Here is a 19,156-nt window from a genome sequence, read left to right as displayed (position 1 = left end):
ACATCGTATGGAAATGTAATACTCATATGTGAGAGGCGCATTCTCGCAAGCGGAGATTCGAACGGAGCGCGACATGGTGGATGACTTCACCGACCTGGATTTCTTCCGTGACCGCCAGCTTGTCGAGGATCCCTACCCCTACTACGAGGCGTTGCGGCAGCAGTGTCCGGTGACCCGGGAACCGCACCACGGCGTGACCATGGTGACCGGCTGGGATGAAGCCTGCGCCGTGCTCAACGACGCGCAGACCTTCTCCTCGTGCATCTCGGTGACCGGCCCGTTCCCCGGCTTTCCGGTGCCGCTGGACGGTCAGACCGATATCACCGAGCTGATCGAGCAGCACCGCGACGAGTTGCCGTTCAGCGACCAGCTGCCCACGCTGGATCCGCCCACCCACACCAATCACCGTTCCCTGCTGATGCGGCTGATCACCCCGAAGCGCCTCAAGGAGAACGAGGACGCCATGTGGGTGCTCGCCGATCAGGTGCTCGACGAGTTCCTGGCACCGGGCGGGGGCGAGTTCATCAAAGGCTTCGCCGGTCCGTTCACGCTGTTGGTCATCGCCGACCTGCTGGGCGTGCCGATGGAAGACCGCGACTCGTTCGTCAAAGGCATCCGCCAGCACTCCGGTGGCGGCATCGGCGGCACCGGCAAGGAGTCTCTGGCGCACAGCCCGCTGGAGTTTCTCTACGGGCTGTTCTCCGACTATGTCCGGGACCGCCGGCGCGAGCCCCGCGACGACGTGCTGACCGGCCTGGCCACCGCGACCTACCCGGACGGCTCGATCCCGGAGATCGAAGACGTGGCCCGCGTCGCCAGCAATGTCTTCTCGGCGGGCCAGGAGACCACCGTGCGGCTGCTGGGCGCGGCGTTGCAGATCCTGGCGGAGCGTCCTGACATCCAGCAGCAACTGCGCCGCGACCGCAGCCTGATCCCCAACTTCATCGAGGAAGCGTTGCGGGTCGAAAGCCCGGTCAAGGGCGACTTCCGGCTGAACCGGGTTCCCGTCAACGTGGGCGGTGTACACCTGCCGGCCGGCACCACCCTGATGATCCTGCAGGCGGCCGCCAACCGCGATCCGCGCCGCTTCGAGGACCCTGCGACATTCGACCCGGCGCGCAAGAACGCCCGCCAGCATCTCTCGTTCGGGCGCGGGATTCACAGCTGCCCGGGCGCTCCGCTGGCTCGGGCCGAAACCCGGGTCGCGCTCGAGCGTCTGCTGGATCGCACGTCGGACATCCGGCTCGATGAGCGGGAGCACGGGCCGGCGAATGACCGCCGCTACCAATATGTTCCGACGTACATCCTGCGCGGCCTGACGGAGCTGCACCTGGAGTTCACGCCGGCATGAAGGGTGTGGCATGAGGGTGTGGGTTGACGACGGGAGTTGCCGCGGCCACGGCATGTGTCTGACGCTGTGCCCGGAAGTCTTCAGCCTGACCGACGATGGTTACGCCGAGGCGATAACCGGTGACGTACCAGCGGAATTCGAGGCGGCCGCCCGCGAGGCCATCGAGTGTTGTCCGGAGCAGGCGATCAAGGAACGCTGAGAAGCTCGAGCGGTACCGCCGAAGGTGAACTCAGGGCGGCAATTTCGTCGTCAGGCCGCCTTGGGGTCACGCTCGGCGCGCGATCCGAAGCACTAGACGATCGAGATCGCCTGCCGCGGGCACTGCCGCACCGCTTCGCGAACCAGTTCCTCGTTCTCCGGGGTGACTTCCGGCTGCAGGACGGTCAGCATGTCGTCGTCACCGAGCAGGAACACATCGGGTGCGATGCCCATGCACACCGCATTGCTCTCGCACAGATCCCAGTCAACTTCAATTCTCATGGCAGCACCCTCACCGGTACGTTCTTCCATCCCGCGACATTCTGCATGTGTACGCGGTTGCAGTTCTCCCAGTCCACCTCGTAGCGGGGCATGAAGTCCAGTAGCTTTTCCAGTGCGATGCAGCTCTCCATGCGCGCCAGTGCCGCACCCAGGCAGCTGTGGATCCCGTAGCCGAAGCTCAAGTTGAGCGCTTCATGCCGGTCCCGGTCGATATCGAACTCGTCGGGATCGGTCCAGGCCGACGGGTCGCGGTTGGCCGCGGCGTTGATCAGGAACACCGGTTTCATCGCCGGGATCGTAACGCCGTGCAGCTCCACATCTTTCACCGAGCAGCGCACCTGATACTGGGACGGCGCCTCGTAGCGCAACAACTCCTCGACCGCCGCGGGGATCTTGCTGCGGTCGTCGAGCAGCTTCTGCCACTGCTCGGGGAACCGCGCGAACACCACCGGCGCGTTGCCCACCAGCTTGGTCACCGTCTCCGCGCCGGCGCCACCCAATAGGGTTGCGAATCCGGCAATCTCGATGTCGTCGAGCTTGGTCATCTGACCGTCTTCGCGCTCGATCTCGGCGTTGATCAGCTTGGTGAACAGGTCGTCCTGCGGTTCGGCGCGACGTTCCTGCAGCAGGCCGTAATACAGCATCCCGGTCTCGATGTTCGCCTGCATGCCGCGCTCGCCGACCTCGACCTGCCCCGGCTCGCGGTGCAGCGACTCGTCGATCAGGTGACGCACCCGCTGCGCGTGTTCTTCGGGGACCCCGAGCATCGTGGTGATCACCTCGACCGGGAACGGCCCCGAGAAGTCCTGCACCACATCGAATCGGTCCGGATCGACCAGGTTGAGATACTTGTCGATCTTCTCGCCGACCATCTCCCGCTGGGACTGAATGGCGCGCGGTGTAAAGACTTTATTGAGCAGGCTGCGCATGTGCCGGTGATCCGGTGGGTCCATGAAGATGATCGACTTCTGCTCCGGCGGCTTGCCGGTCCGCACCATCGACAGGTCGATCCCGAAGGCCGAGGAATACGTCTCGAAGTTCTTCAGGCCCGCGGCCACGTCGGCATGACGGGTCAGGGCATAGAAGTCGTACTCCTCGCTGTAATAGACCGGCGCCTCTTCCTGCATGCGCCGATACGTATCCCAGGCGCCGTTGAAGAAGTCCTCGGAGAACGGATCGAAGGTGACCTTCGACTTGGTCATGTAACGCTCCTTGCTGCTGAGCTGCGGGCTGACACCATTACAGCTGAACGCCTGACTGTAACGCTAACGGTAGCGGCTTCCGGGCGTGGCGAAAAGGAGTACAAGGTCCCGAGTTGGGCGCGCATCACCCCACCCCCGCCTCGCCGTCCTCGCCCGCCGAGTGTGAAGCCGGCTTCACGCTCGAGTCCGACCGTGAAGCTGGCTTCACGGTCGAGGCAGGCCCCGCCGCACACTCGTCGACGAACGCGAACACCCCGCGGTGGTAGTCGGCCGCGTTGAGGCCGAGGCTGAGGTTGTGGCCCGCGTCGGGATGCCGGTTGCTGGTGAAAACGGGTGCCTGGGAGAACATCTGAGCGATTTCGGCCAGATTCTCGTCGTCGCCCCGATACACCCGGTCGTGCTCGCCGATGCTGAACCGCACCGGCGCCCGCACCGCAGGTGCCAGTTCCGGGAAGTAGCGGTGCGGCCAGTTCACCGCCACGTCCCGCTCATAGGGCGGGGACGTCGCCGAGTTCGTGACGCCGCGCAGGATGTCGGGCGGATACAGCCGCATCGGCTCCCACAGCAGCTCGCGGGTGCCGGGTGGACGCTCCTTCACCGCGGCCGCTTTCATGATCTCCTTGGCGGCGTCGTGGTAGCGCCTGCCGGTCCCGCCCAGTTCCAGGCCCAGCAGTGCGGCGCCCCGGTCGTCGGCCGCCATCCGGGTCGCCAGCTCACACCCGCCGGAATGGCCCAGCACGAACAATCCCGCGCCGCGCGACCGCTCACCGAGAATGCGTTCGATGGCACCGTAGGCGAGATCGACACGCTGCTCGGGTGTCTGCACCGCCTCCGGATACGGCGCTGAACTGCCGTGGCCCGGCCGATCCAGTGCGATCACCGTGTAACCCAGCTCCGAACCCAGCCGCAGCAAAGACAATTCGGGATGGCCCGGGCAGTCGAAGTAGACGGCTGTGGTGCCGCCGCCGTGGATCGCCACGATGACGGCCTTGGGCTCGTCGGCCTCGGCGATCACCCCGGACATCGGCACGCCGTCGACGATCACGACTCTCGGGCGGGGTGTCACAACCCGCTCCGCAGCAGGATCACACCGCTGGGCGTCAGGCCGCCGCTGCTCACCACGCCCACCCGGGCGTCGGCGACCTGCCGTTCGCCGGCCTCGCCGCGCAACTGCGTGACGGCCTCGTGCAGCAGACCCATGCCATGGGTGCGGCCGTGCGAGAGCTGTCCACCGTGCGTGTTGAGCGGAATGACACCGTCGCGGGCGATGTTCTTGCCGCCGTCCAGGAACTCCCGGGCTTCGCCGATGCCGCAGAACCCGAGCGCCTCGATCCAGGACAGGCAGTTCATGGTGAACCCGTCGTAGAGCTCTGCCACGTCGACGTCGCTGGGGCGCAGCGACGTTCGGGTCCACAGGTGCGCCGCCTGGCCCAGCACCTGCGGCTCGTGGGTGAGCGTGCTCTGGTCCCAGTCGATGCGTTCGATGATCTGGGTGCCCACCGCCTCGACCAGAACGGGCGGTTTGGCCACATCGCGGGCGGCGTCGACGGCGGAGACGATGACGGCGATCGCGCCGTCGCACGGCACGTCGCAGTCGTAGAGGCCGAACGGCGTGGTGATGGGCCGCGCGTTGAGGTAGTCGTCCATGGTCATCGGGTCGCGGTAGATGGCAGTGGGATTGAGTGCGGCGTTGGCGCGCTGGTTCAGGGCGATCCAGCCCAGCGTCTCTTTGGTGGTGCCGTACCGGTGAAAGTGCCGCTGCGCGTTCATCGCCAAGGTGTGTGCTGCGGACGTGGCCCCAAATGGCATCTGCCAGCCGGCGGTGCGGCCGCCGGACGGGATGATCTTGCCCTGCTTCATCAGCTCGTTGAAGGTGGCTTCCCACAACGTCCGGAAACACAGCACATGACGCGCCAGGCCGGCGGAGACGGCGAGCATGGCGGCGATCACCGACCCGCCGGGGCCGAAGGTCTCCATGCCGCCGTTGTGCCAGGTCGGCCGAATGCCGAGGGCCGCTTCCAACGCGGTGACCCCGCCCTCGCCGAAGCCGCCGAAATTGCCGCCACCGGGATAGGTGGACAGGCCGTCGATGTCGGCGAAGGTCAGTCCGGCATCGGCGATCGCGGCCTCGCAGGCCTGAACCGTCAGTGACAGGGCGGGCACCATCTGCCGGCGACCGATCGGCGACATGCCGATCCCGGTCAGTGCGACCTTGTCCTCGAACTTCTCGGTGGTCAGCATCGGCCGGACGTACTCGCCGAAGCGTTCCGGTGCGATCTCGTCTTCTGGCAGCGGGGCGGGCTCACCGCCCGGGACGGGACGAAACAGCGGCAGCCACACGTCTTCGATGTGTTCGAACACCACCTCGACGGCCTGGCCGAGTTCCAGTTCCTCGGGATCGGAGTCGATGATGTTGGTAGTCAACCGAACTCGGGGGTCCTCGACGATGGCGACCTGGGCGATGACGTAGGGCGCCGGCATCCCCGGCACGCTGAAGCGGTGGTTCACGGTGAACCCGGCCAGCGTCGCCCTGCCGGAGACCTCACGCACGCCGATGTCGCGCCCGCGGCAGTAGCGGCACACCGGCGCAGGCGGATGGATCAACGACTGGCAGCCCTGGCACTCCTGGAACCGCAAGACGCCGTCGGCGCCTGAAGTCCAGAAGAACTCATTCTCGTCCGTGAGCTGGGGCAGCGGGCGTCCCGGTGCTGCTGACACGTCACCTCCGCACGGTAGCGCCGTTATGCGAAACCGAGAATTACGTTATCATCTGTCCGGAAGAGCCAGGACGGACACCTTTCGAGCGGATCTGATGTGAGTGTGGTTCAGCAGGCACCGAGTTCCGGTGTGGCGGTGATCCGGCTGAACCGCCCGGAGCGGTTGAACGCGATCAACCACGCGATGCTGGCGGACCTCACCAAGGCGTTTGCGGATCTCCCCGCCGACACGCGGGCGGTGGTGCTCACCGGCGAGGGCCGCGGCTTCTGCTCCGGGCTCGATGTGCGCGACTTCGGCAGCGGGATCCCGGAGGCCGACGATCCGGCCATCGACCGGCTGCGATTTCAGCAGGCGATGGCCGCGCTGCCGCAGGCGATCCGGGACCTGCCGCAGCCGGTGATCGCGGCGGTCAACGGGCCGTGCGTCGGCGCGGGGCTGGCGTTGTGCCTCGCGGCCGACATCCGGATCTGTTCGACGACAGCGAAATTCGGAAACGCGGCCATCTTGTTGGGGCTCTCGGGTGCCGAGATGGGGATGAGCTACCACCTGCCGCGCATTGTCGGCACCAGTGTCGCCGCGGACTGGATGCTCACCGGCCGGACCGTGTCCGCCGAGGAGGCCGACCGCCGTGGGTTGGTGAGCCAGCTGGTAGCGCCGGAGGAGTTGGAAGACCGCGCGCTCGAGTTGGCGGGACAAATCGCCGGTCTCACCACGCTCGGCGTCCAGCTGACAAAGCGTGCGCTGCAAGTGAATACGGATGCCCCGGGCCTGGGCCCGGCGATCGAACTGGAGAACCGCAACCAGGTGCTCAGTCATGCCACCGACGAGGCCGCCGCGCTTCGCCGCCGGTGGTCTGAGCGCTGAAACGAAAGGAGCGGGCAGTGCCGTGGGACTTTTCAACTGATCCCGAGTGGGCGGCGCAGCTCGCCTGGGTGGACGATTTCGTGCGCTCGGAGTGTGAGCCCGTCGACCTCCTTGTGAAGGAATCTCACGATCTCAACGATCCCGTGCGCCAGGCCCTGATACCGCCGCTGCAGAAGATCGTCAAGGAACGTGGCCTGTGGGCCACCCATCTCGGTTCGCATCTGGGCGGGCCGGGCTACGGGCAGCTGAAACTGGCGCTGCTCAACGAGATTCTCGGCCGCTCGGAGTGCGCGCCGATCGTATTCGGTTCCCAGGCACCGGATTCCGGCAACAGCGAGATCCTGGCCCACTACGGTACGCCGGAGCTCAAGAAGCGATACCTGGAACCGTTGCTGGACAACCGCATCGTGTCCTGCTTCTCGATGACCGAGCCGCAGGGCGGCGCCGACCCCAAGGTGTTCACCACGTCTGCCGTGCAGGACGGTGACGACTGGATCATCAACGGCGAGAAATGGTTCTCGTCTTTCGCGTCGATGGCGTCCTTCCTGATCGTCATGGCCGTCACCGACCCCGAAGCTCCGCCTTATGAACGTCATTCGATGTTCGTGGTTCCCGGCGAGACGGCAGGAATTCGCGTACTGCGCGACGTCGGACTGGGCTATCAGCCCCTCGGCGGTGGCCGCGAAGGCTACGTACGTTACGAGAACGTCCGGGTCCCCGCCGACCACATGCTCGGGCCGCGGGGCGGGGCATTCGTGGTCGCCCAGACCCGGTTGGGCGGCGGCCGTATCCATCACGCGATGCGCACCGTGGGTCTGGTGCGCCGCATCTTCGACATGCTCTGCGAGCGCGCGGTTTCCCGTCACACCCAGGGGCAAATGCTCGGCGACAAGCAGCTCGTCCAGGAGATGATCGCGGACTCGTGGATGGAGATCGAGGCGTTCCGGCTGCTGACGCTGCAGACGGCCTGGAAGATCGATCAGCACAACGACTACAAGGCCGTGCGAGCCGACATTTCGGCAGTCAAGGCGATGATGCAGAAGGTCCTGCACGACGTGTCGGCGCGGGCTTTGCAGGTGCACGGGTCGCTGGGCACCACCCACGAGATGCCTTTCGTGCAACACCTGGTGGAATCGTTTGTGCTCGGTCTGGCCGACGGGCCGACCGAAGTGCACAAGACGGTGTTGGCCCGGCTGCTGCTCAAGGAGTACAAGCCGGCACCGGACCTGTTCCCCTCCGAACACCTGCTGCGGCTGCGGGAAGCCGCCGAACAGAAGTTCGCCGCGCAACTTGCGGGGATCAGGTGACGCGACTGTGAATCTCACGACGACCGGTCGGCGCGTCGCGTCGTAGATTCCACACTGGCATCAGAGGTAGGCCTGGGCGCGGGACAGCAAGTGGGGCAGGGTCTTCGACATCGCCTCCAGCTCGGCATCGGGCCGGGGTCGCCGACGGTTGTGCTTGACGATCAGTGCCCACGTCGCCACCGATTTAAAGCAGGCCAACGCCTGGAACCAGTCGAGATCGGGGACTGAATAACCCAGTGCCGATTGGTAAACGGCCGCCAACTCGGCCGGAGTCACCCCCACGTCGCGGGTGGCGCGCCGATAGGTCTGCGGATCGCTGTTGATCAAGAACCAGCCCACATCGACACGCGGGTCGCCCACCGACCAGATCTCCCAGTCGATCACGGCGGTGATCCGGTCTCCGACGGCGAGCAGGTTGCCGAGCCGAAAGTCGCCGTGTACCAACCTGGGCCGCAGCGGTGCCGGCAGCGCGGCGCGCAACGCGTCGCGGACGTCGGGCCATCCCGGCGCCAGCGCCGGGTCGACGGTCTCCAACGTCCGGCACCAGCGGTCGATTTCGGCTTCCGGCCCGATGACCGGCTCGGCCGCCAGCCCGACTGCCGCGGGCTCCATCCGATGCAGCCGCGCCATCGTCTCGGCGGCATCGCGAAAACGATTCGCCAGCAGCGTTTCCGGCTGATCGGCGGCACCGAGATCGAACAACGGCTCCGGTGAGTCCCCGTCGACCCGCGACATCACGAACAGCGGCGGTACTTCCGGCGGATCGCCGGGGTCCTCCAGCAGCACGCGCGGTACCGGCACCGGTGTGGGGGCAAGTGCTTTGATGATGCGGCACTGGCGCAGCACATCGCGATGGCCGATCGGTTCCACTCCGGCAGGCGCCACCTTCACCACCACCTGCTCGCCCGCCAGCCGCCCGGCGTAGGTCAGGCTGGATGCGCCACCGGTCAGCGGGTGCAGGCCCTCGATGTCGAGCCGGCCACCCAATTCCGCGATGCTCAGCTCAGCCATCCGATTTCGCGCAGGAACGGCTGGGTGTGCGCGATGCGGCCGGTCAGCGTCGCCGGGTCACCGGTGCACAGTTCCAGCGCGGTCTGTGTGATCAGCTCGATGTCCTCGGTGTCGGTCTTCGCCAGATCGAGGGTGCCCGCGCCCGGTGTAGCGACCGGTTTGGACGGTGCGGCGGCGTTGACGGCGATGCCATCGTCATAAAGTTCCGCTGCAAGGCTTTTCGTCAACCGGTTCAGCGCGGCCTTGACCGTGCCGTAGACGCCGAATCCCGCGTTGCGGTCGAACTCGTCGAAGGGCGGACCACCCGGAAGATCGCCGCCCACCGACGTCACGTTCAACACCCAGCCGCGGCGGCGCTCGCGCATCGCGGGAATACTCAGCTGCGTCAGATGCAGCGGCGCCAGCACATGCATCTCCATCATGAGGCGTACCCGTCGTTCCGGGAAATCCGCGAGTGGCCGCAGGAAGGTGACCGCGGCGTTGTTGACCAGAATGTCGGGCGCGCCAATGCGATCGACGACCTCGGCGAACAGGCGCTCGCGGTCCTCGGTGTGCGACAGATCCGCCTGGACCGCGATGGCCGATCCGCCGGCCGCTTCGATCTCGGCGAGCGTCTCCCGCAGCGAGCCTTGGTATTTCGGGTCCGGATCCATGGTCCGGCCGGTCAGCGCCACCGTCGCGCCCTCAGCGGCCAACCGCTGCGCGATCGCTTTGCCCAGACCCCTGCTGCTGCCGGTGACCAGGGCGGTCCGCCCCGCGCAGCGGCTCGTCAACGGATGAATCCCCATTCCGCTTCGTTGTGCTCGGTCTTGACGTGCGAGGCGGGATCGTCCTCATCGTGCAGTGCGGGGTGCGGGATGCTCGGTTTGGGTTCGCCGATCTCGGTGATGGCGTGCACCGGGCAGTCCAGGAGCGCCCGCATCACCTTGTCGTGGTCTTCGTCCGGCACGGTGCCGTCTCCGGTCAGACACGCGTAGCCCCAGTCGTCGAGCGAGAAGTAGCCGGGGGCATGCTTGCCGCACAACCCGAAACCGTCACAAACGGTGCGGTCCAGTCGGATTTTCACGATCCCCCGATCGCCTCGTAGGGGCGTTCGGCGCGGTATGCGCCGCAGCTGCAGTCGCCGCAGGTTCCGTCGAGATGGCGTGCCACCTCGTCGGGAAACTGGTCGAGCAGGGTGGCGGCGACGTTGCAGGCGGCATCCAGGGTGCCGCAGGCGCCGCGGCCCCGGAGCACCACCGACCAGCGCCGCAGCCGGTCGAGGTCGTCAGTCGTCGCCACACCGTCGCGCAGTGCCCCGGCCGCGGCCGCCATGGCCGCGGTGCCGTTGAAGCACGAACCACATTGCCCGGCGTTCTCACGGTCGAAATACGCGGCGACCGCGGCCGCGACCGCGACCGGGCATTCGTCGGTGATCAACGAGATTGCGCCGCAACCCAGTCCGCTGCCGATGCTGCGGATCGTCTCATGATCCAGCGTGGTGTCCAGCGCCCGCCGGTTGACCAGGCCCGCGAAGTACCCTCCCATCAGGACGCCACGCAGTCTGTCCGGCGAAACGCCGTGCTTGGCAAGCAGTTCGGAGAACGGCAGGCCGTGCGGGATCTCGTAGAGGACGGCCGGGACGCCGGCGCCGGTGATGGTGGCCAGGAAAGTCCCCGGTGACTGTGCCGTGCCCTGCGAGCGAAATACCGCTGAGCCGTGGCCGTGGATGTAGGCCAGATTCGCCAGCGTCTCGACGTTGCTCACCAACGTGGGACGTCCGCCGACACCGGATTCGAAAGGGCGTGGCGGCTTGTCGGTCGGCTTGGCCGGACCGCCGTTGATGGCCTGCACGGCCGCGGTTTCCTCGCCGGCAACGTAGCCCGGCTGCACCGCGAACACCTCGATGCTGACGTCGCGCATGTCGAGTTCGCTCAGAGCCGACTCGATGCTGCGTGCCGAGTCCGGGTCAGCGACAAGGACATAGGCGAGGCTGGCGCCGACCAGTGTCGCCGCCAGTCGCAGCCCGTCCAGGATCAGGTGCGGCCGGTTGCGCAGCAGCCAGCGGTCTTTGACCGAGGCGGGTTCGCCCTCTTCGCCGTTCGCAATCACAACCGAGCCGCCGGAGTGACCATTGGCGCGTACCGCACGCAGTTTCACCGCAAGCGGAAAGGCCGCGCCGCCGCGGCCCAGCAGCCCGCTGGCGTCCACCTCGGCCAGCAACTCATCGGCGTCCGCGAGTAGCCGGTAGCCACCGCGCTCGCGGTATGCGGCCAGATCTTCGCGGTCGTCGGTGAGCAGTCGGGGTGGCGAGCCCGGCCAGACGACCGTGCTGATCGCAACGTCCGCGGTGGTCATCGGCCGGCTCCGGTTAGGCTTGGCCGCATGCGGACTGCGGTGGTACGCGTCAACGTCGACCAGTCCGGTGTGCTCACGCCGGCGCAGTTAGGTGAGGGCATGGCCGCGCTCCTCGGTCTTACTCATCAAATCGGTGCTGAGGTAGTCGAAAACGACCTCGCGAACCGCCCGCCCCACCGGCGAGAAGTCGAACTGCTGATTGCCGGCGAGGACGTCGAAGTAACTAAGGTCACGGCAAGGGATCTGTGCCGCAAGGCTTTCGGCGCCGAAGCGGTGGTCGGTGTTGTCACCTTCATCAGCCGTGGAACCGACGATGACGCCCACGGCGTGCTGACGGCGTTCGGTCTGTCCGGCGACATCGTGCGGCAACCCGGCGACGACGGCTACGACGTCGTCTACGTCACGCTGCGCGAAGCCGACCTCGATCGGGTACCGGAAAGCCGCATCCACACCGCACTCGAGGCCTCGCTCAATTGCGAGGTCCACATCCGTACCAGCTGACCGCATCAGCGATCCAGGAACTCGAGGATCGCGGGCGCGGCCTGCACCCAGGTGTCGAACATGTTGAAGTGGGTCACCCGGCCCGCCGCGCGGTCCTCCGACGCGCGTTCCCAGGCGTCCTCCGGCCACGGCGGGTCGATCAACTCGGAACCCTTGATCAGGCAGGAGACTTCCAGCGAGGTGCGCTTCGGATGGTCCATGTCGTTCTCGCCGCCGCGGATGATCAGCGTGGGAACCTGTATGCGGTCGAACATTTCGTCTTCGACGCCCGGAATGGTCTGGCCCGGTTTGGAGACGAACGCATTGAGCCAGCGCAGCATCACTTTGAGGAAGTCGCCTGAGTCGAAGTCGAGGAACCGCTGTTTGTTGGCCGGGTTCTCCTCGATGCGGTCGCGCCACTCCGAAACCTTGATGACGCCGTCCATGCCGGTGCCCCGCACGGCAAGGATGCTGGGGATGATGTAGAAGGAGCCCAGCACGAAGCTGCCGTAGATGCCGCCGACGATGTTCCACACCACGAGCTTGGTGACCATCTCCGGATACAGCATGGTGGTGAGCATGGAATCCCTTGCGCCACCGGAACCTCCGGCCAGGATGCACTGCTGGAAACCCAGGCCCGTCACCAGCTTGTGCAGGGTTTCGGCGCGCATGTGCGATTCACTCTGCCCGTAGAACTGCACGTCGGAGGAGCCGCAGTTGGGACGGTCCCACAGCAGCACCCGGTAGCCGCCGTCCACCAGCGCCTCGGCCAGCGGACGCAACCCCTCGATGTCTTTGCTGAATCGGCCACCCGGTGTCAGCGCGATGAGATCGCCTGACTCGCCCAGCATTTCGTAGATGACATTGCCGCCGTTGATCTCGAGCGACGCCACGCCTGGCCGGGTCACGCCTGCACCAGCACGTCGTTGCCGATCACCCGGACGGGGTAGGTGCGGATGCTCCACTCCGGCTTGACCGCGGTGGTGCCCGTCGCCAGCTCGAAACCCCATTGGTGCCAAGGACAGTAGATGTATTCCAGGTCGCGCACCATCACCGCATCGCCGGCGGCCGTCTCGTCGACGACGGTGCGCCCGCGCGCCCGCCCCGAGCACAGCGGACCCCCTTGATGCGGACAGTAATTCGCGATCGCATAGAAGGTGCCGTGCACGTTGTACACTCCCACCCCGTGGCGCCCGATCGGCACCAGTTTGTGCTTGCCGGGCGGAATCTCGTCCACCGTGGCGACGACGTGTTCGCGGCCCTGAGCGAGCCGGGGCGCGGGTTTTGTTGAGGTGTCGTCGGCCAACTCAGTGCACCCGGGTCTGACCCTCGAGGACGGGGACCGTCTCCGGCAGGTGGTAGGTCGCGATGCCGTTCTTGAACATCACCGCTTCGCGCGCAGCCTTCGGCAGGTGCTTGACCAGCCACCGCGGGTCATCGAAGGTCCAGTGCGGGTAATCCGAGGAGAACAGCAGGATCTTCTCGCATTCCATCCATTCCAGGGCGCGGGTCAGTTCGGTCTTGTCCTCGGGATAGTCCAGCGGCTGGGTGGTGAACTTGATGTGGTCTTTGACGTAATCCGATGGCTTGCGCTTGATCTCGACGCGCGACTTGCGTGCTTCGTAGATTGAGTCCATCCGCCACATCAGGGGCAGGATCCAGCTGAAGGCGTGCTCCACGAACACGATGCGCAGCTTCGGGAACCGGTCGAAAACCCCGTCGAAGACCAGGCTCATCACCTGGTTTGCGGCCAGGAGCGAGTAGGTCACCATGAAATCGTGGTTGTAACTGGGCAATCCCACGGGAGGAATCGGCAGCTCGTCGAAATGGCTGCGGGACAGGTGACAGCTCACGGTGATGTCGTGCTTGCTGGCGGCCGCCCAGATCGGGTCGTACTTGGGATGACCCCATGACGGTCGGGGCTCGGCCTTGATCAGGATCTGTGCCATGTAGGGATGCCCGGCCCAGCGCTCGATCTCGCGAACGGCCTCCTCCGGCTCCTCGATCGCGACGCAGATGGAACCCCGCCACCGTTCGTGCCAGTTGTTGTGGCTGTCCAGCCAGTGATTGGCCTGCCAGTCGTTGAGTGCGCAGGCCATCGCGTGCTGGGCTTCGGGCAACCTGGCGGGGTAGGCGGCAGGTTCCAGAATCGCGATGTCGGAACCCGCTTCCATGATCAGCTGCTTGAAGGCCAGATCCGGGTCGCTGCAGGCGAATTCACCGTCGGAGGGGAACGTGTCGACCCGCATGGCGTAGCTGTGCGCATAGTCGGGCGCGTCGTAGTAGATCTGTTCTCCGACGTTGCGGGTGAGGAAATAGCGGCTGCGCCAAGGCTCGGGGATGTACTGAACGAGCTCACCGCGCCGGGGCGCCGGGTGGACATCCGAGTCGACGCACCGGACCGCTATGCGCTCGGCGGCCGGCGCCCGCTCCTGGGAATGGGTCAACGACATCTCGATCTCCTTTTCCGTCCCTCGCTTCTACTGTGCGCCCGACCCGACAGCGATGTCTATGCCGTACAGATCGGCCGCGGTGCGCCAACACAACTTCTCGCGCTGTGCGTCGGAAAGCGCCGAGGGCAACTTGCCGATATCAGCACACTGCCAGTGCGGATAGCTCGAGCCGAACATCACCATGTCGTCCTTGCCGGTGAAGCTGAACCACTCTCCGGCGAAATCGGTGTCACCCGGCCCGTCCAGGGCGCCCTGGATGAAATACACGTGGCCGGGCAGATAGTCGCTCGGGATCCGGGGCGCCCACGGCGTCTGCTCGAGGTGCGGCCGCCCGAACGTGTCCATCCGCCAGATGAACGGTGTCACGAAATCCGCGGCGCCGTCGGCCCAGACGAATCGCACGCCGGGAAAGCGCTCGAACACGCCCTCGGCGATCATGTTCATCAGGTGATAGATGTAGTTCAGCGCCATGAAGCTGACGTACTGCTCGTAAGTGCGCGTGTTTCCCGACGGTGTCGGCGGGAACGCGACGCCGGAGCCGACTTCGATATGTACGGCCACCGGCAGATTCGCATCCGCCGCCGCTTCCCACAGCGGCCAGAACTGCGGCTTCCCGTAGAGCTCTCGCGACTGCAGCGGGATGCCGATCTGGACCACGCGCGGGTGTCCGCGCCATTTCTCGATTTCCCGCAGCGCACCGGCGATGTCGTCCGGGTTCACCCGGATGGTGCCGCGGAACCGTTCGCCAAGCTGCTCGTGCTCGAGCCAGCGCGACACCATCATCTCGTTGTGGGCGGCGTGCAGTGCGGTGCCCAGGTGGCGGTCCGGCATGATGCCGCGTCCCATCGGGTGCAGGATCGCGATGTCCACGCCGCGCTTTGAAAAGAGCTCGTCAGCAACGAAATCCGGATCGGAACCGGGGTAAGTGCGGCCGCGCTCGGGTCCCTCGGTATTGGGCGCGTACTCGCTGCCCGGGGCGCCGTACCAGTCCATCTCGTAGTCGGGGAAGCCGCGGCTCTTGAAGGGCTCGCGGAGGAAGCTGCGCAGGTCTTTGTTGCTGGGGAAGAAGATGTGCACGCTGGCGTCGATGAGCGGCGTGCGCGTCCCGTCCGCGTTTTCGATCACGTGAACCATCCTCCCGCCGCCGCCATATATGTGCTGGTAACGGCGCATTTGACGCTTTAATTGCGAGTATTGTTCTTAAATCCGGATAATAACATTCTCTACCTGAAATGTAACTCAGTCGGTCACCGGTCCGACGGTGACGCCGGCGGCTCGTTCGAACGGCTTGATCACGCTTGTGAAGTCGGAGTCGGGCCCCTGGGACTGCGCCGCCGCCTCCCAGAGTCGGCTCACCGTCTCGGCAAGCTCGAGTGGGACGCCGAGCGTTCGAGCCTCTTCGAGATACAGGCGCACATCTTTGACCATCAGTCCGGTGGCGAACCCGTAGTCGAAGCTGCGCGGCAGGATCGCCCGCGGGAACTTGTCGCGGCTGGCGCTGGTCGCACCAGATCCGGCGTTGAGTACTTCGATCATCACGGCGGGGTCCAGTCCGGCCTTGACCCCCATCACCACGACTTCAGCCGTGGCGATGAGCACGTTCGCGGCCAGGATGTTGTTTGCCAGCTTCATGGTCTGCGCGGAACCCGGCTTGTCGCCGACGTAGAGGGGGCGGCCCAGGACTTCCAGCACCGGACCGAGGGTGTCGAATTCGGTGCGTGGTCCGGAGACCATGAGGGCCAGGGTTCCGCGCTGCGCGCCGCCGACCCCGCCGCTGACCGGGCTGTCCAGAGCGGCGATGTCGCGTTGCGCCAGCAGGTCGTGGATCTGTGCGGCCGTGGCGCTGCCCACCGTCGACAGGTCGACGTAACGCTTGACGCGGGAGCCTTTGATCACCCCCTCGGCGCCCGTCGCCACCGCGAGTGAGACGGCCGGGGTGGGCAGGCTGGCCAACACCGTCTCGGCCCGGTCGGCGACGTCCCGAGGCGACGCCGCGGCCGGTGCCCCGAGTTGCGCGACAGCATCGCTGCGCGTGTCGAAGGCGATGACGTCGTGACCCGCCTCGACGAGGCGACGTGCCATGGGCAGGCCCATGTTGCCCAGGCCGATGAACCCGAGGGTCACGGCTTAACCCTCGTCCAGTTCGGCGAAGATCTCACCCGCGGTGCGGAAGCTGTCGACGGCGGCGGGCACCCCGGCGTAGACGGCCACCTGGAGAAAGACCTCGCGGATCTCCTCGCGCGTGACACCGTTGGTCAGCGCGGCCCTGACGTGGGTGCGCAGTTCGTGCGGCCGATTCAGCACCGACGTCATGGCCAGATTGAGCATGCTGCGCGTCTTGCGCGTCAGGCCGTCCCGTCCCCACACCGCACCCCAGCAGTACTCCGTGACCAGATCCTGCAGCGGGCCGGTGAAGTCGTCGGCGTTCGCGATCGCGTTGTCGACGTATTCCTTGCCCAGGACTTCGGAGCGGATCTGCCGCCCGCGCTGGTATGTTTCGCTGTTCAATGCCGTGCTCCTTTGCGACGAGTAGTCAGGAGTCTAAGCGGCCGACCAATTGTCCTGGAAGTAAACGGGATTGAGCAGACCGGTCAGTGGCATGCCCAGTTGACCACCCAGCCACCACCCAGATTGGCGATGGCGCGCTGCTCCGCCGCCTGCCGGGAGAGGCCCACACCGCCGTGGTAGGTGGCGCCGTCATGGGCGACCGCGCCGCATCGGGTGAAGCTGGCCACGATGGTGCAGGTGTCAATGCCGCAGCGCTGCAACGCCAGTCGCTCGGCCATCGATTTGTTCTTCTGCCGCCATGCTTTTCCCGAGGAGCCGTCGTGTCCATAGGCGATGGCGCCGTAGAACGTGTGATACGGCGGCAGATGGCCGGGGTGGGTACGGGCGTCGGCGGGATGAATCAGCGTGATCATCGCGGCGGCCGCGACCAGGCTGGCGAGCACCAGTGCGACGCGACGCCGTTGTCGTGTCGTCATTGTGTTGACCCTTTCGTTGCGCGCGGGAATGTAACATCCATGTTACCTGCGCCCGGGGCGGGGCGCCCCGTGTGCTAAAGCGAGTCAAATCGATTTCTTAAGCAAGGCAACGGTTTCCAGATCATCCAGGGCGGCGACAGCGCGCCTGAGACCCTCCAGGGCGATGTCTTCGACCTGCATTCCACCCATTCCCGCGGTGATCAGCGCTGCCACGTACGCATAGAGCGCGCCCTGCCGGTACCGCAGCCACAGTTCGTCGCCGTCCATGACGGGCCCGCCGGCGGCGGCCAGAGCGCGGCGGTACTCGCCGAGCAGGTCACGTTGAGCCGCGCGGCGGTCTTCCGGTGTCAGGCTGGTGATGAGCGTGTAGGCCAGCTCGCGGGAGGGATGTCCGCGGCGCACCGCCTGCCAATCCAGCAGGCCGGGGTTGCCGTCGCGGAAGTAGACGTTGCCCGGATGCGCGTCGCCGTGCATGACGGTGTGCGGGGGAGTGTCGATCAACGCCGCGGCGGCGCGGTAGTTGTCGGCGATGAACCGCCCCTGCTCGACCGGGATGTCGGTGCGTCCGGAGAGGCGTTTGATCGAGGTGTTCATCAGCGCGCCGGTCAGCATCGAGGTGACATCACCGGATGGCGAGTAGAGCCAGCCCAACGGTCCGTGGCCGTCCTCGGGCAGGCGGCCCCAGAAAGTGGCGTGCAACGTGGCCAGCAGTTCGACGATCAGACCGGCCTGGCCGACCGACAACGGGTGCAGCGTGTCAGGGAATTGGCAGGACGCGGCGGGCAGGTCTTCCAGGACCAGCAGGTAGCGGCCGGTCCAGGCGTCGAACGCGGCGCCGTACGCCGTCGGCACGCCGGTGAGCTGCGGGGCGAGCTGACGGTAGAACCGGACCTCGGTGTGCCCGAGCCGGCCGAGTTCGCCCATCAGGCGGGTCGCGGTGGTCTGGGCCGTCAGCTTGACGAAGACCTTCTCCGGGACGCCGCCGCCGGTCAGCGCCAGCCGCGCCCGCGACGACGTCCCCGCGTCGGCGTCGAGGACGCTCGCCGAGGCGACCTCGGCGCCCATGACATCGGACAGCACGCCAGCGCTGAGTTCACCCGCCGTGCGCGGCAGCCCGGCACGGTTTCCGACCAGCGCGTCGATGGTCACCCGGCCGACGCCGCGACCCAGATGGGCGGCCAGGCCGATGGCCGAGCGCGCTTGTGCGACTGAGCTTTTCATCACGAACCCGTCCTTGTCCGCACCTTCTCGGCGATACGGTAGACTGCGCACACTTTACACATGCAGCCAATATTGTCACGCTGTGGTGGGAGGGATGAGTTGATGGCAGGAGCCTGTGGTGACGTCTGGGAGGTGATGTCGACCGCGCGCACGATCAGGCGCTTCACCGATCAGCCGGTGGACGATGCGACCTTGACCCGCTGCCTGGACGCGGCGCGGTGGGCGCCCTCCGGGGCAAACGCTCAGGGCTGGCGTTTCATCGTGCTGCGCTCACCCGAGATGCGGGCGGTAGTGGCCAAGGCAGCGGCGCAGGCACTATCGGTGATCGAGCCGGTGTACGGCATGAGCCGCCCCGCTCCCGGCGACTGCAGCCACCAGGCTCGCAATAACCGGGCCACCTATGAATTGCACGACCGTGCAGCAGAATTCACCTCCGTCCTGTTCACGCAAATTCACTATCCGACGGCGTCCGAGCTGTTGCTGGGTGGGTCGATCTTTCCCGCCATGCAGAATTTTCTGCTGGCCGCACGGGCGCAGGGGCTTGGTGCCTGCATGACCAGTTGGGCCTCCTACGGTGGTGAGCGCCTGCTGCGGGAAGCCGTTGGCGTGCCGGATGATTGGATGCTGGCCGGCCACATCGTCGTCGGGTGGCCGCAGGGCAGGCACGGGCCGGTGCGGCGGCGCCCACTGGCGCACGCGGTGAACCTCGACCACTGGGACGAGCCCTTCCCGGTCTGAAGCGCTCGCG

The 19,156-nt window shown here is 66.3% G+C and carries 22 protein-coding genes; 6 read left to right on the top strand and 16 right to left on the bottom strand.

Annotation, left to right across the window (positions count from 1 at the left end):
- Window positions 1-73 precede the first annotated feature (73 nt).
- Window positions 74-1,351, top strand: coding sequence for a cytochrome P450 (locus C0J29_RS26055; protein ID WP_120793994.1), 1,278 nt, complete (start codon window positions 74-76; stop codon window positions 1,349-1,351).
- 10 nt (window positions 1,352-1,361) lie between these two features.
- The gene (locus tag C0J29_RS26050; protein ID WP_065045223.1) at window positions 1,362-1,550 is read left to right on the top strand and encodes a ferredoxin; all 189 of its coding nucleotides are present in this window, start codon (window positions 1,362-1,364) and stop codon (window positions 1,548-1,550) included.
- A 92-nt stretch (window positions 1,551-1,642) separates the two neighbouring features.
- Here the strand turns inward: C0J29_RS26050 and C0J29_RS26045 are convergent, their stop codons facing one another.
- The 4 genes from C0J29_RS26045 to C0J29_RS26030 all read right to left on the bottom strand — a co-directional run bounded on the left by C0J29_RS26045 (window position 1,643) and on the right by C0J29_RS26030 (window position 5,751).
- On the bottom strand, window positions 1,643-1,831 hold the full coding sequence (locus C0J29_RS26045; RefSeq protein ID WP_055580544.1) for a ferredoxin: 189 nt from the start codon (window positions 1,829-1,831) through the stop codon (window positions 1,643-1,645).
- Window positions 1,828-3,033: a cytochrome P450 gene (locus tag C0J29_RS26040; RefSeq protein ID WP_065045222.1), complete on the bottom strand. Its 1,206-nt coding sequence runs from the start codon at window positions 3,031-3,033 to the stop codon at window positions 1,828-1,830. Before C0J29_RS26040 ends, C0J29_RS26045 begins: the two co-directional genes overlap by 4 nt.
- 124 nt (window positions 3,034-3,157) lie before the next feature.
- On the bottom strand, window positions 3,158-4,057 hold the full coding sequence (locus C0J29_RS26035) for an alpha/beta hydrolase (RefSeq protein ID WP_120794976.1): 900 nt from the start codon (window positions 4,055-4,057) through the stop codon (window positions 3,158-3,160).
- A 38-nt stretch (window positions 4,058-4,095) separates the two neighbouring features.
- Window positions 4,096-5,751, bottom strand: coding sequence for a thiolase C-terminal domain-containing protein (locus tag C0J29_RS26030; protein WP_120793993.1), 1,656 nt, complete (start codon window positions 5,749-5,751; stop codon window positions 4,096-4,098).
- Between the two features lie 96 nt (window positions 5,752-5,847).
- On the opposite strand from C0J29_RS26030, the gene C0J29_RS26025 reads away from it, so the two are divergent.
- Complete coding sequence (locus tag C0J29_RS26025) at window positions 5,848-6,615, top strand: enoyl-CoA hydratase/isomerase family protein (RefSeq protein WP_120793992.1); 768 nt, start codon at window positions 5,848-5,850, stop codon at window positions 6,613-6,615.
- Between the two features lie 17 nt (window positions 6,616-6,632).
- The gene (locus tag C0J29_RS26020; RefSeq protein WP_065162280.1) at window positions 6,633-7,922 is read left to right on the top strand and encodes an acyl-CoA dehydrogenase family protein; all 1,290 of its coding nucleotides are present in this window, start codon (window positions 6,633-6,635) and stop codon (window positions 7,920-7,922) included.
- A 60-nt stretch (window positions 7,923-7,982) separates the two neighbouring features.
- Here the strand turns inward: C0J29_RS26020 and C0J29_RS26015 are convergent, their stop codons facing one another.
- The 4 genes from C0J29_RS26015 to C0J29_RS26000 are packed head-to-tail and all read right to left on the bottom strand — an operon-like array spanning window position 7,983 to window position 11,270.
- Entirely contained in the window at window positions 7,983-8,933 is a 951-nt protein-coding gene (locus tag C0J29_RS26015; RefSeq protein ID WP_120793991.1) for a phosphotransferase family protein, read from the bottom strand.
- Window positions 8,921-9,721, bottom strand: coding sequence for an SDR family NAD(P)-dependent oxidoreductase (locus tag C0J29_RS26010; RefSeq protein WP_120793990.1), 801 nt, complete (start codon window positions 9,719-9,721; stop codon window positions 8,921-8,923). The genes C0J29_RS26015 and C0J29_RS26010 overlap by 13 nt, the downstream gene beginning before the upstream one ends.
- A complete protein-coding gene (locus tag C0J29_RS26005) occupies window positions 9,703-9,999 on the bottom strand; it encodes a ferredoxin (RefSeq protein WP_065045216.1) in 297 nt (98 codons plus the stop codon). Before C0J29_RS26005 ends, C0J29_RS26010 begins: the two co-directional genes overlap by 19 nt.
- Window positions 9,996-11,270, bottom strand: coding sequence for an NADH-ubiquinone oxidoreductase-F iron-sulfur binding region domain-containing protein (locus C0J29_RS26000; protein ID WP_120793989.1), 1,275 nt, complete (start codon window positions 11,268-11,270; stop codon window positions 9,996-9,998). Before C0J29_RS26000 ends, C0J29_RS26005 begins: the two co-directional genes overlap by 4 nt.
- Window positions 11,271-11,297: 27 nt before the next feature.
- Between C0J29_RS26000 and C0J29_RS25995 the strand changes: the two genes are divergently transcribed.
- A complete protein-coding gene (locus tag C0J29_RS25995; RefSeq protein WP_120793988.1) occupies window positions 11,298-11,771 on the top strand; it encodes a hypothetical protein in 474 nt (157 codons plus the stop codon).
- Between the two features lie 5 nt (window positions 11,772-11,776).
- On the opposite strand, the gene C0J29_RS25990 is transcribed toward C0J29_RS25995, so the two are convergent.
- The 8 genes from C0J29_RS25990 to C0J29_RS25955 form a co-directional block, all read right to left on the bottom strand.
- Complete coding sequence (locus C0J29_RS25990; RefSeq protein ID WP_065045328.1) at window positions 11,777-12,643, bottom strand: alpha/beta fold hydrolase; 867 nt, start codon at window positions 12,641-12,643, stop codon at window positions 11,777-11,779.
- An 11-nt stretch (window positions 12,644-12,654) separates the two neighbouring features.
- The gene (locus tag C0J29_RS25985) at window positions 12,655-13,056 is read right to left on the bottom strand and encodes a Rieske (2Fe-2S) protein (RefSeq protein WP_065045213.1); all 402 of its coding nucleotides are present in this window, start codon (window positions 13,054-13,056) and stop codon (window positions 12,655-12,657) included.
- A 1-nt stretch (window position 13,057) separates the two neighbouring features.
- Entirely contained in the window at window positions 13,058-14,203 is a 1,146-nt protein-coding gene (locus tag C0J29_RS25980) for an amidohydrolase family protein (protein ID WP_065045212.1), read from the bottom strand.
- A gap of 27 nt (window positions 14,204-14,230) precedes the next feature.
- Window positions 14,231-15,328, bottom strand: a complete 1,098-nt coding sequence (locus C0J29_RS25975; RefSeq protein ID WP_120794975.1) for an amidohydrolase family protein — start codon at window positions 15,326-15,328, stop codon at window positions 14,231-14,233.
- 114 nt (window positions 15,329-15,442) lie between these two features.
- On the bottom strand, window positions 15,443-16,327 hold the full coding sequence (locus tag C0J29_RS25970) for an NAD(P)-dependent oxidoreductase (RefSeq protein ID WP_120793987.1): 885 nt from the start codon (window positions 16,325-16,327) through the stop codon (window positions 15,443-15,445).
- Between the two features lie 3 nt (window positions 16,328-16,330).
- Window positions 16,331-16,711 (bottom strand): carboxymuconolactone decarboxylase family protein, encoded by a 381-nt coding sequence (locus C0J29_RS25965; protein ID WP_065045210.1) that lies wholly within the window; start codon window positions 16,709-16,711, stop codon window positions 16,331-16,333.
- Window positions 16,712-16,794: 83 nt separating this feature from the next.
- On the bottom strand, window positions 16,795-17,187 hold the full coding sequence (locus C0J29_RS25960; protein ID WP_065045209.1) for a DUF4189 domain-containing protein: 393 nt from the start codon (window positions 17,185-17,187) through the stop codon (window positions 16,795-16,797).
- 84 nt (window positions 17,188-17,271) lie between these two features.
- On the bottom strand, window positions 17,272-18,408 hold the full coding sequence (locus tag C0J29_RS25955) for a phosphotransferase (protein ID WP_120793986.1): 1,137 nt from the start codon (window positions 18,406-18,408) through the stop codon (window positions 17,272-17,274).
- Window positions 18,409-18,510: 102 nt separating this feature from the next.
- Here C0J29_RS25955 and C0J29_RS25950 point away from each other — a divergent pair, with 102 nt between their 5' ends.
- A complete protein-coding gene (locus C0J29_RS25950; RefSeq protein WP_120793985.1) occupies window positions 18,511-19,146 on the top strand; it encodes a nitroreductase family protein in 636 nt (211 codons plus the stop codon).
- The last annotated feature ends 10 nt before the right edge of the window (window positions 19,147-19,156 follow it).

Origin of the sequence: Mycobacterium paragordonae (assembly GCF_003614435.1) — a bacterium.
Classification (GTDB): domain Bacteria; phylum Actinomycetota; class Actinomycetes; order Mycobacteriales; family Mycobacteriaceae; genus Mycobacterium; species Mycobacterium paragordonae.
Note: the sequence above shows the minus strand (reverse complement) of the source record. Positions and strands in the feature narration are given on the sequence as shown.

Excerpts from the sequence above, each read along its gene's own strand:
- C0J29_RS26055 (WP_120793994.1), top strand. The coding sequence starts at position 74 with ATGGTGGATGACTTCACCGACCTGGATTTCTTCCGTGACCGCCAGCTT.
- C0J29_RS26050 (WP_065045223.1), top strand. The coding sequence starts at position 1,362 with ATGAGGGTGTGGGTTGACGACGGGAGTTGCCGCGGCCACGGCATGTGT.
- C0J29_RS26045 (WP_055580544.1), bottom strand. The coding sequence starts at position 1,831 with ATGAGAATTGAAGTTGACTGGGATCTGTGCGAGAGCAATGCGGTGTGC.
- C0J29_RS26040 (WP_065045222.1), bottom strand. The coding sequence starts at position 3,033 with ATGACCAAGTCGAAGGTCACCTTCGATCCGTTCTCCGAGGACTTCTTC.
- C0J29_RS26035 (WP_120794976.1), bottom strand. The coding sequence starts at position 4,057 with ATGTCCGGGGTGATCGCCGAGGCCGACGAGCCCAAGGCCGTCATCGTG.
- C0J29_RS26015 (WP_120793991.1), bottom strand. The coding sequence starts at position 8,933 with ATGGCTGAGCTGAGCATCGCGGAATTGGGTGGCCGGCTCGACATCGAG.
- C0J29_RS26010 (WP_120793990.1), bottom strand. The coding sequence starts at position 9,721 with ATGGGGATTCATCCGTTGACGAGCCGCTGCGCGGGGCGGACCGCCCTG.
- C0J29_RS26000 (WP_120793989.1), bottom strand. The coding sequence starts at position 11,270 with ATGACCACCGCGGACGTTGCGATCAGCACGGTCGTCTGGCCGGGCTCG.
- C0J29_RS25995 (WP_120793988.1), top strand. The coding sequence starts at position 11,298 with ATGCGGACTGCGGTGGTACGCGTCAACGTCGACCAGTCCGGTGTGCTC.
- C0J29_RS25980 (WP_065045212.1), bottom strand. The coding sequence starts at position 14,203 with ATGTCGTTGACCCATTCCCAGGAGCGGGCGCCGGCCGCCGAGCGCATA.
- C0J29_RS25960 (WP_065045209.1), bottom strand. The coding sequence starts at position 17,187 with ATGACGACACGACAACGGCGTCGCGTCGCACTGGTGCTCGCCAGCCTG.
- C0J29_RS25955 (WP_120793986.1), bottom strand. The coding sequence starts at position 18,408 with ATGAAAAGCTCAGTCGCACAAGCGCGCTCGGCCATCGGCCTGGCCGCC.
- C0J29_RS25950 (WP_120793985.1), top strand. The coding sequence starts at position 18,511 with ATGGCAGGAGCCTGTGGTGACGTCTGGGAGGTGATGTCGACCGCGCGC.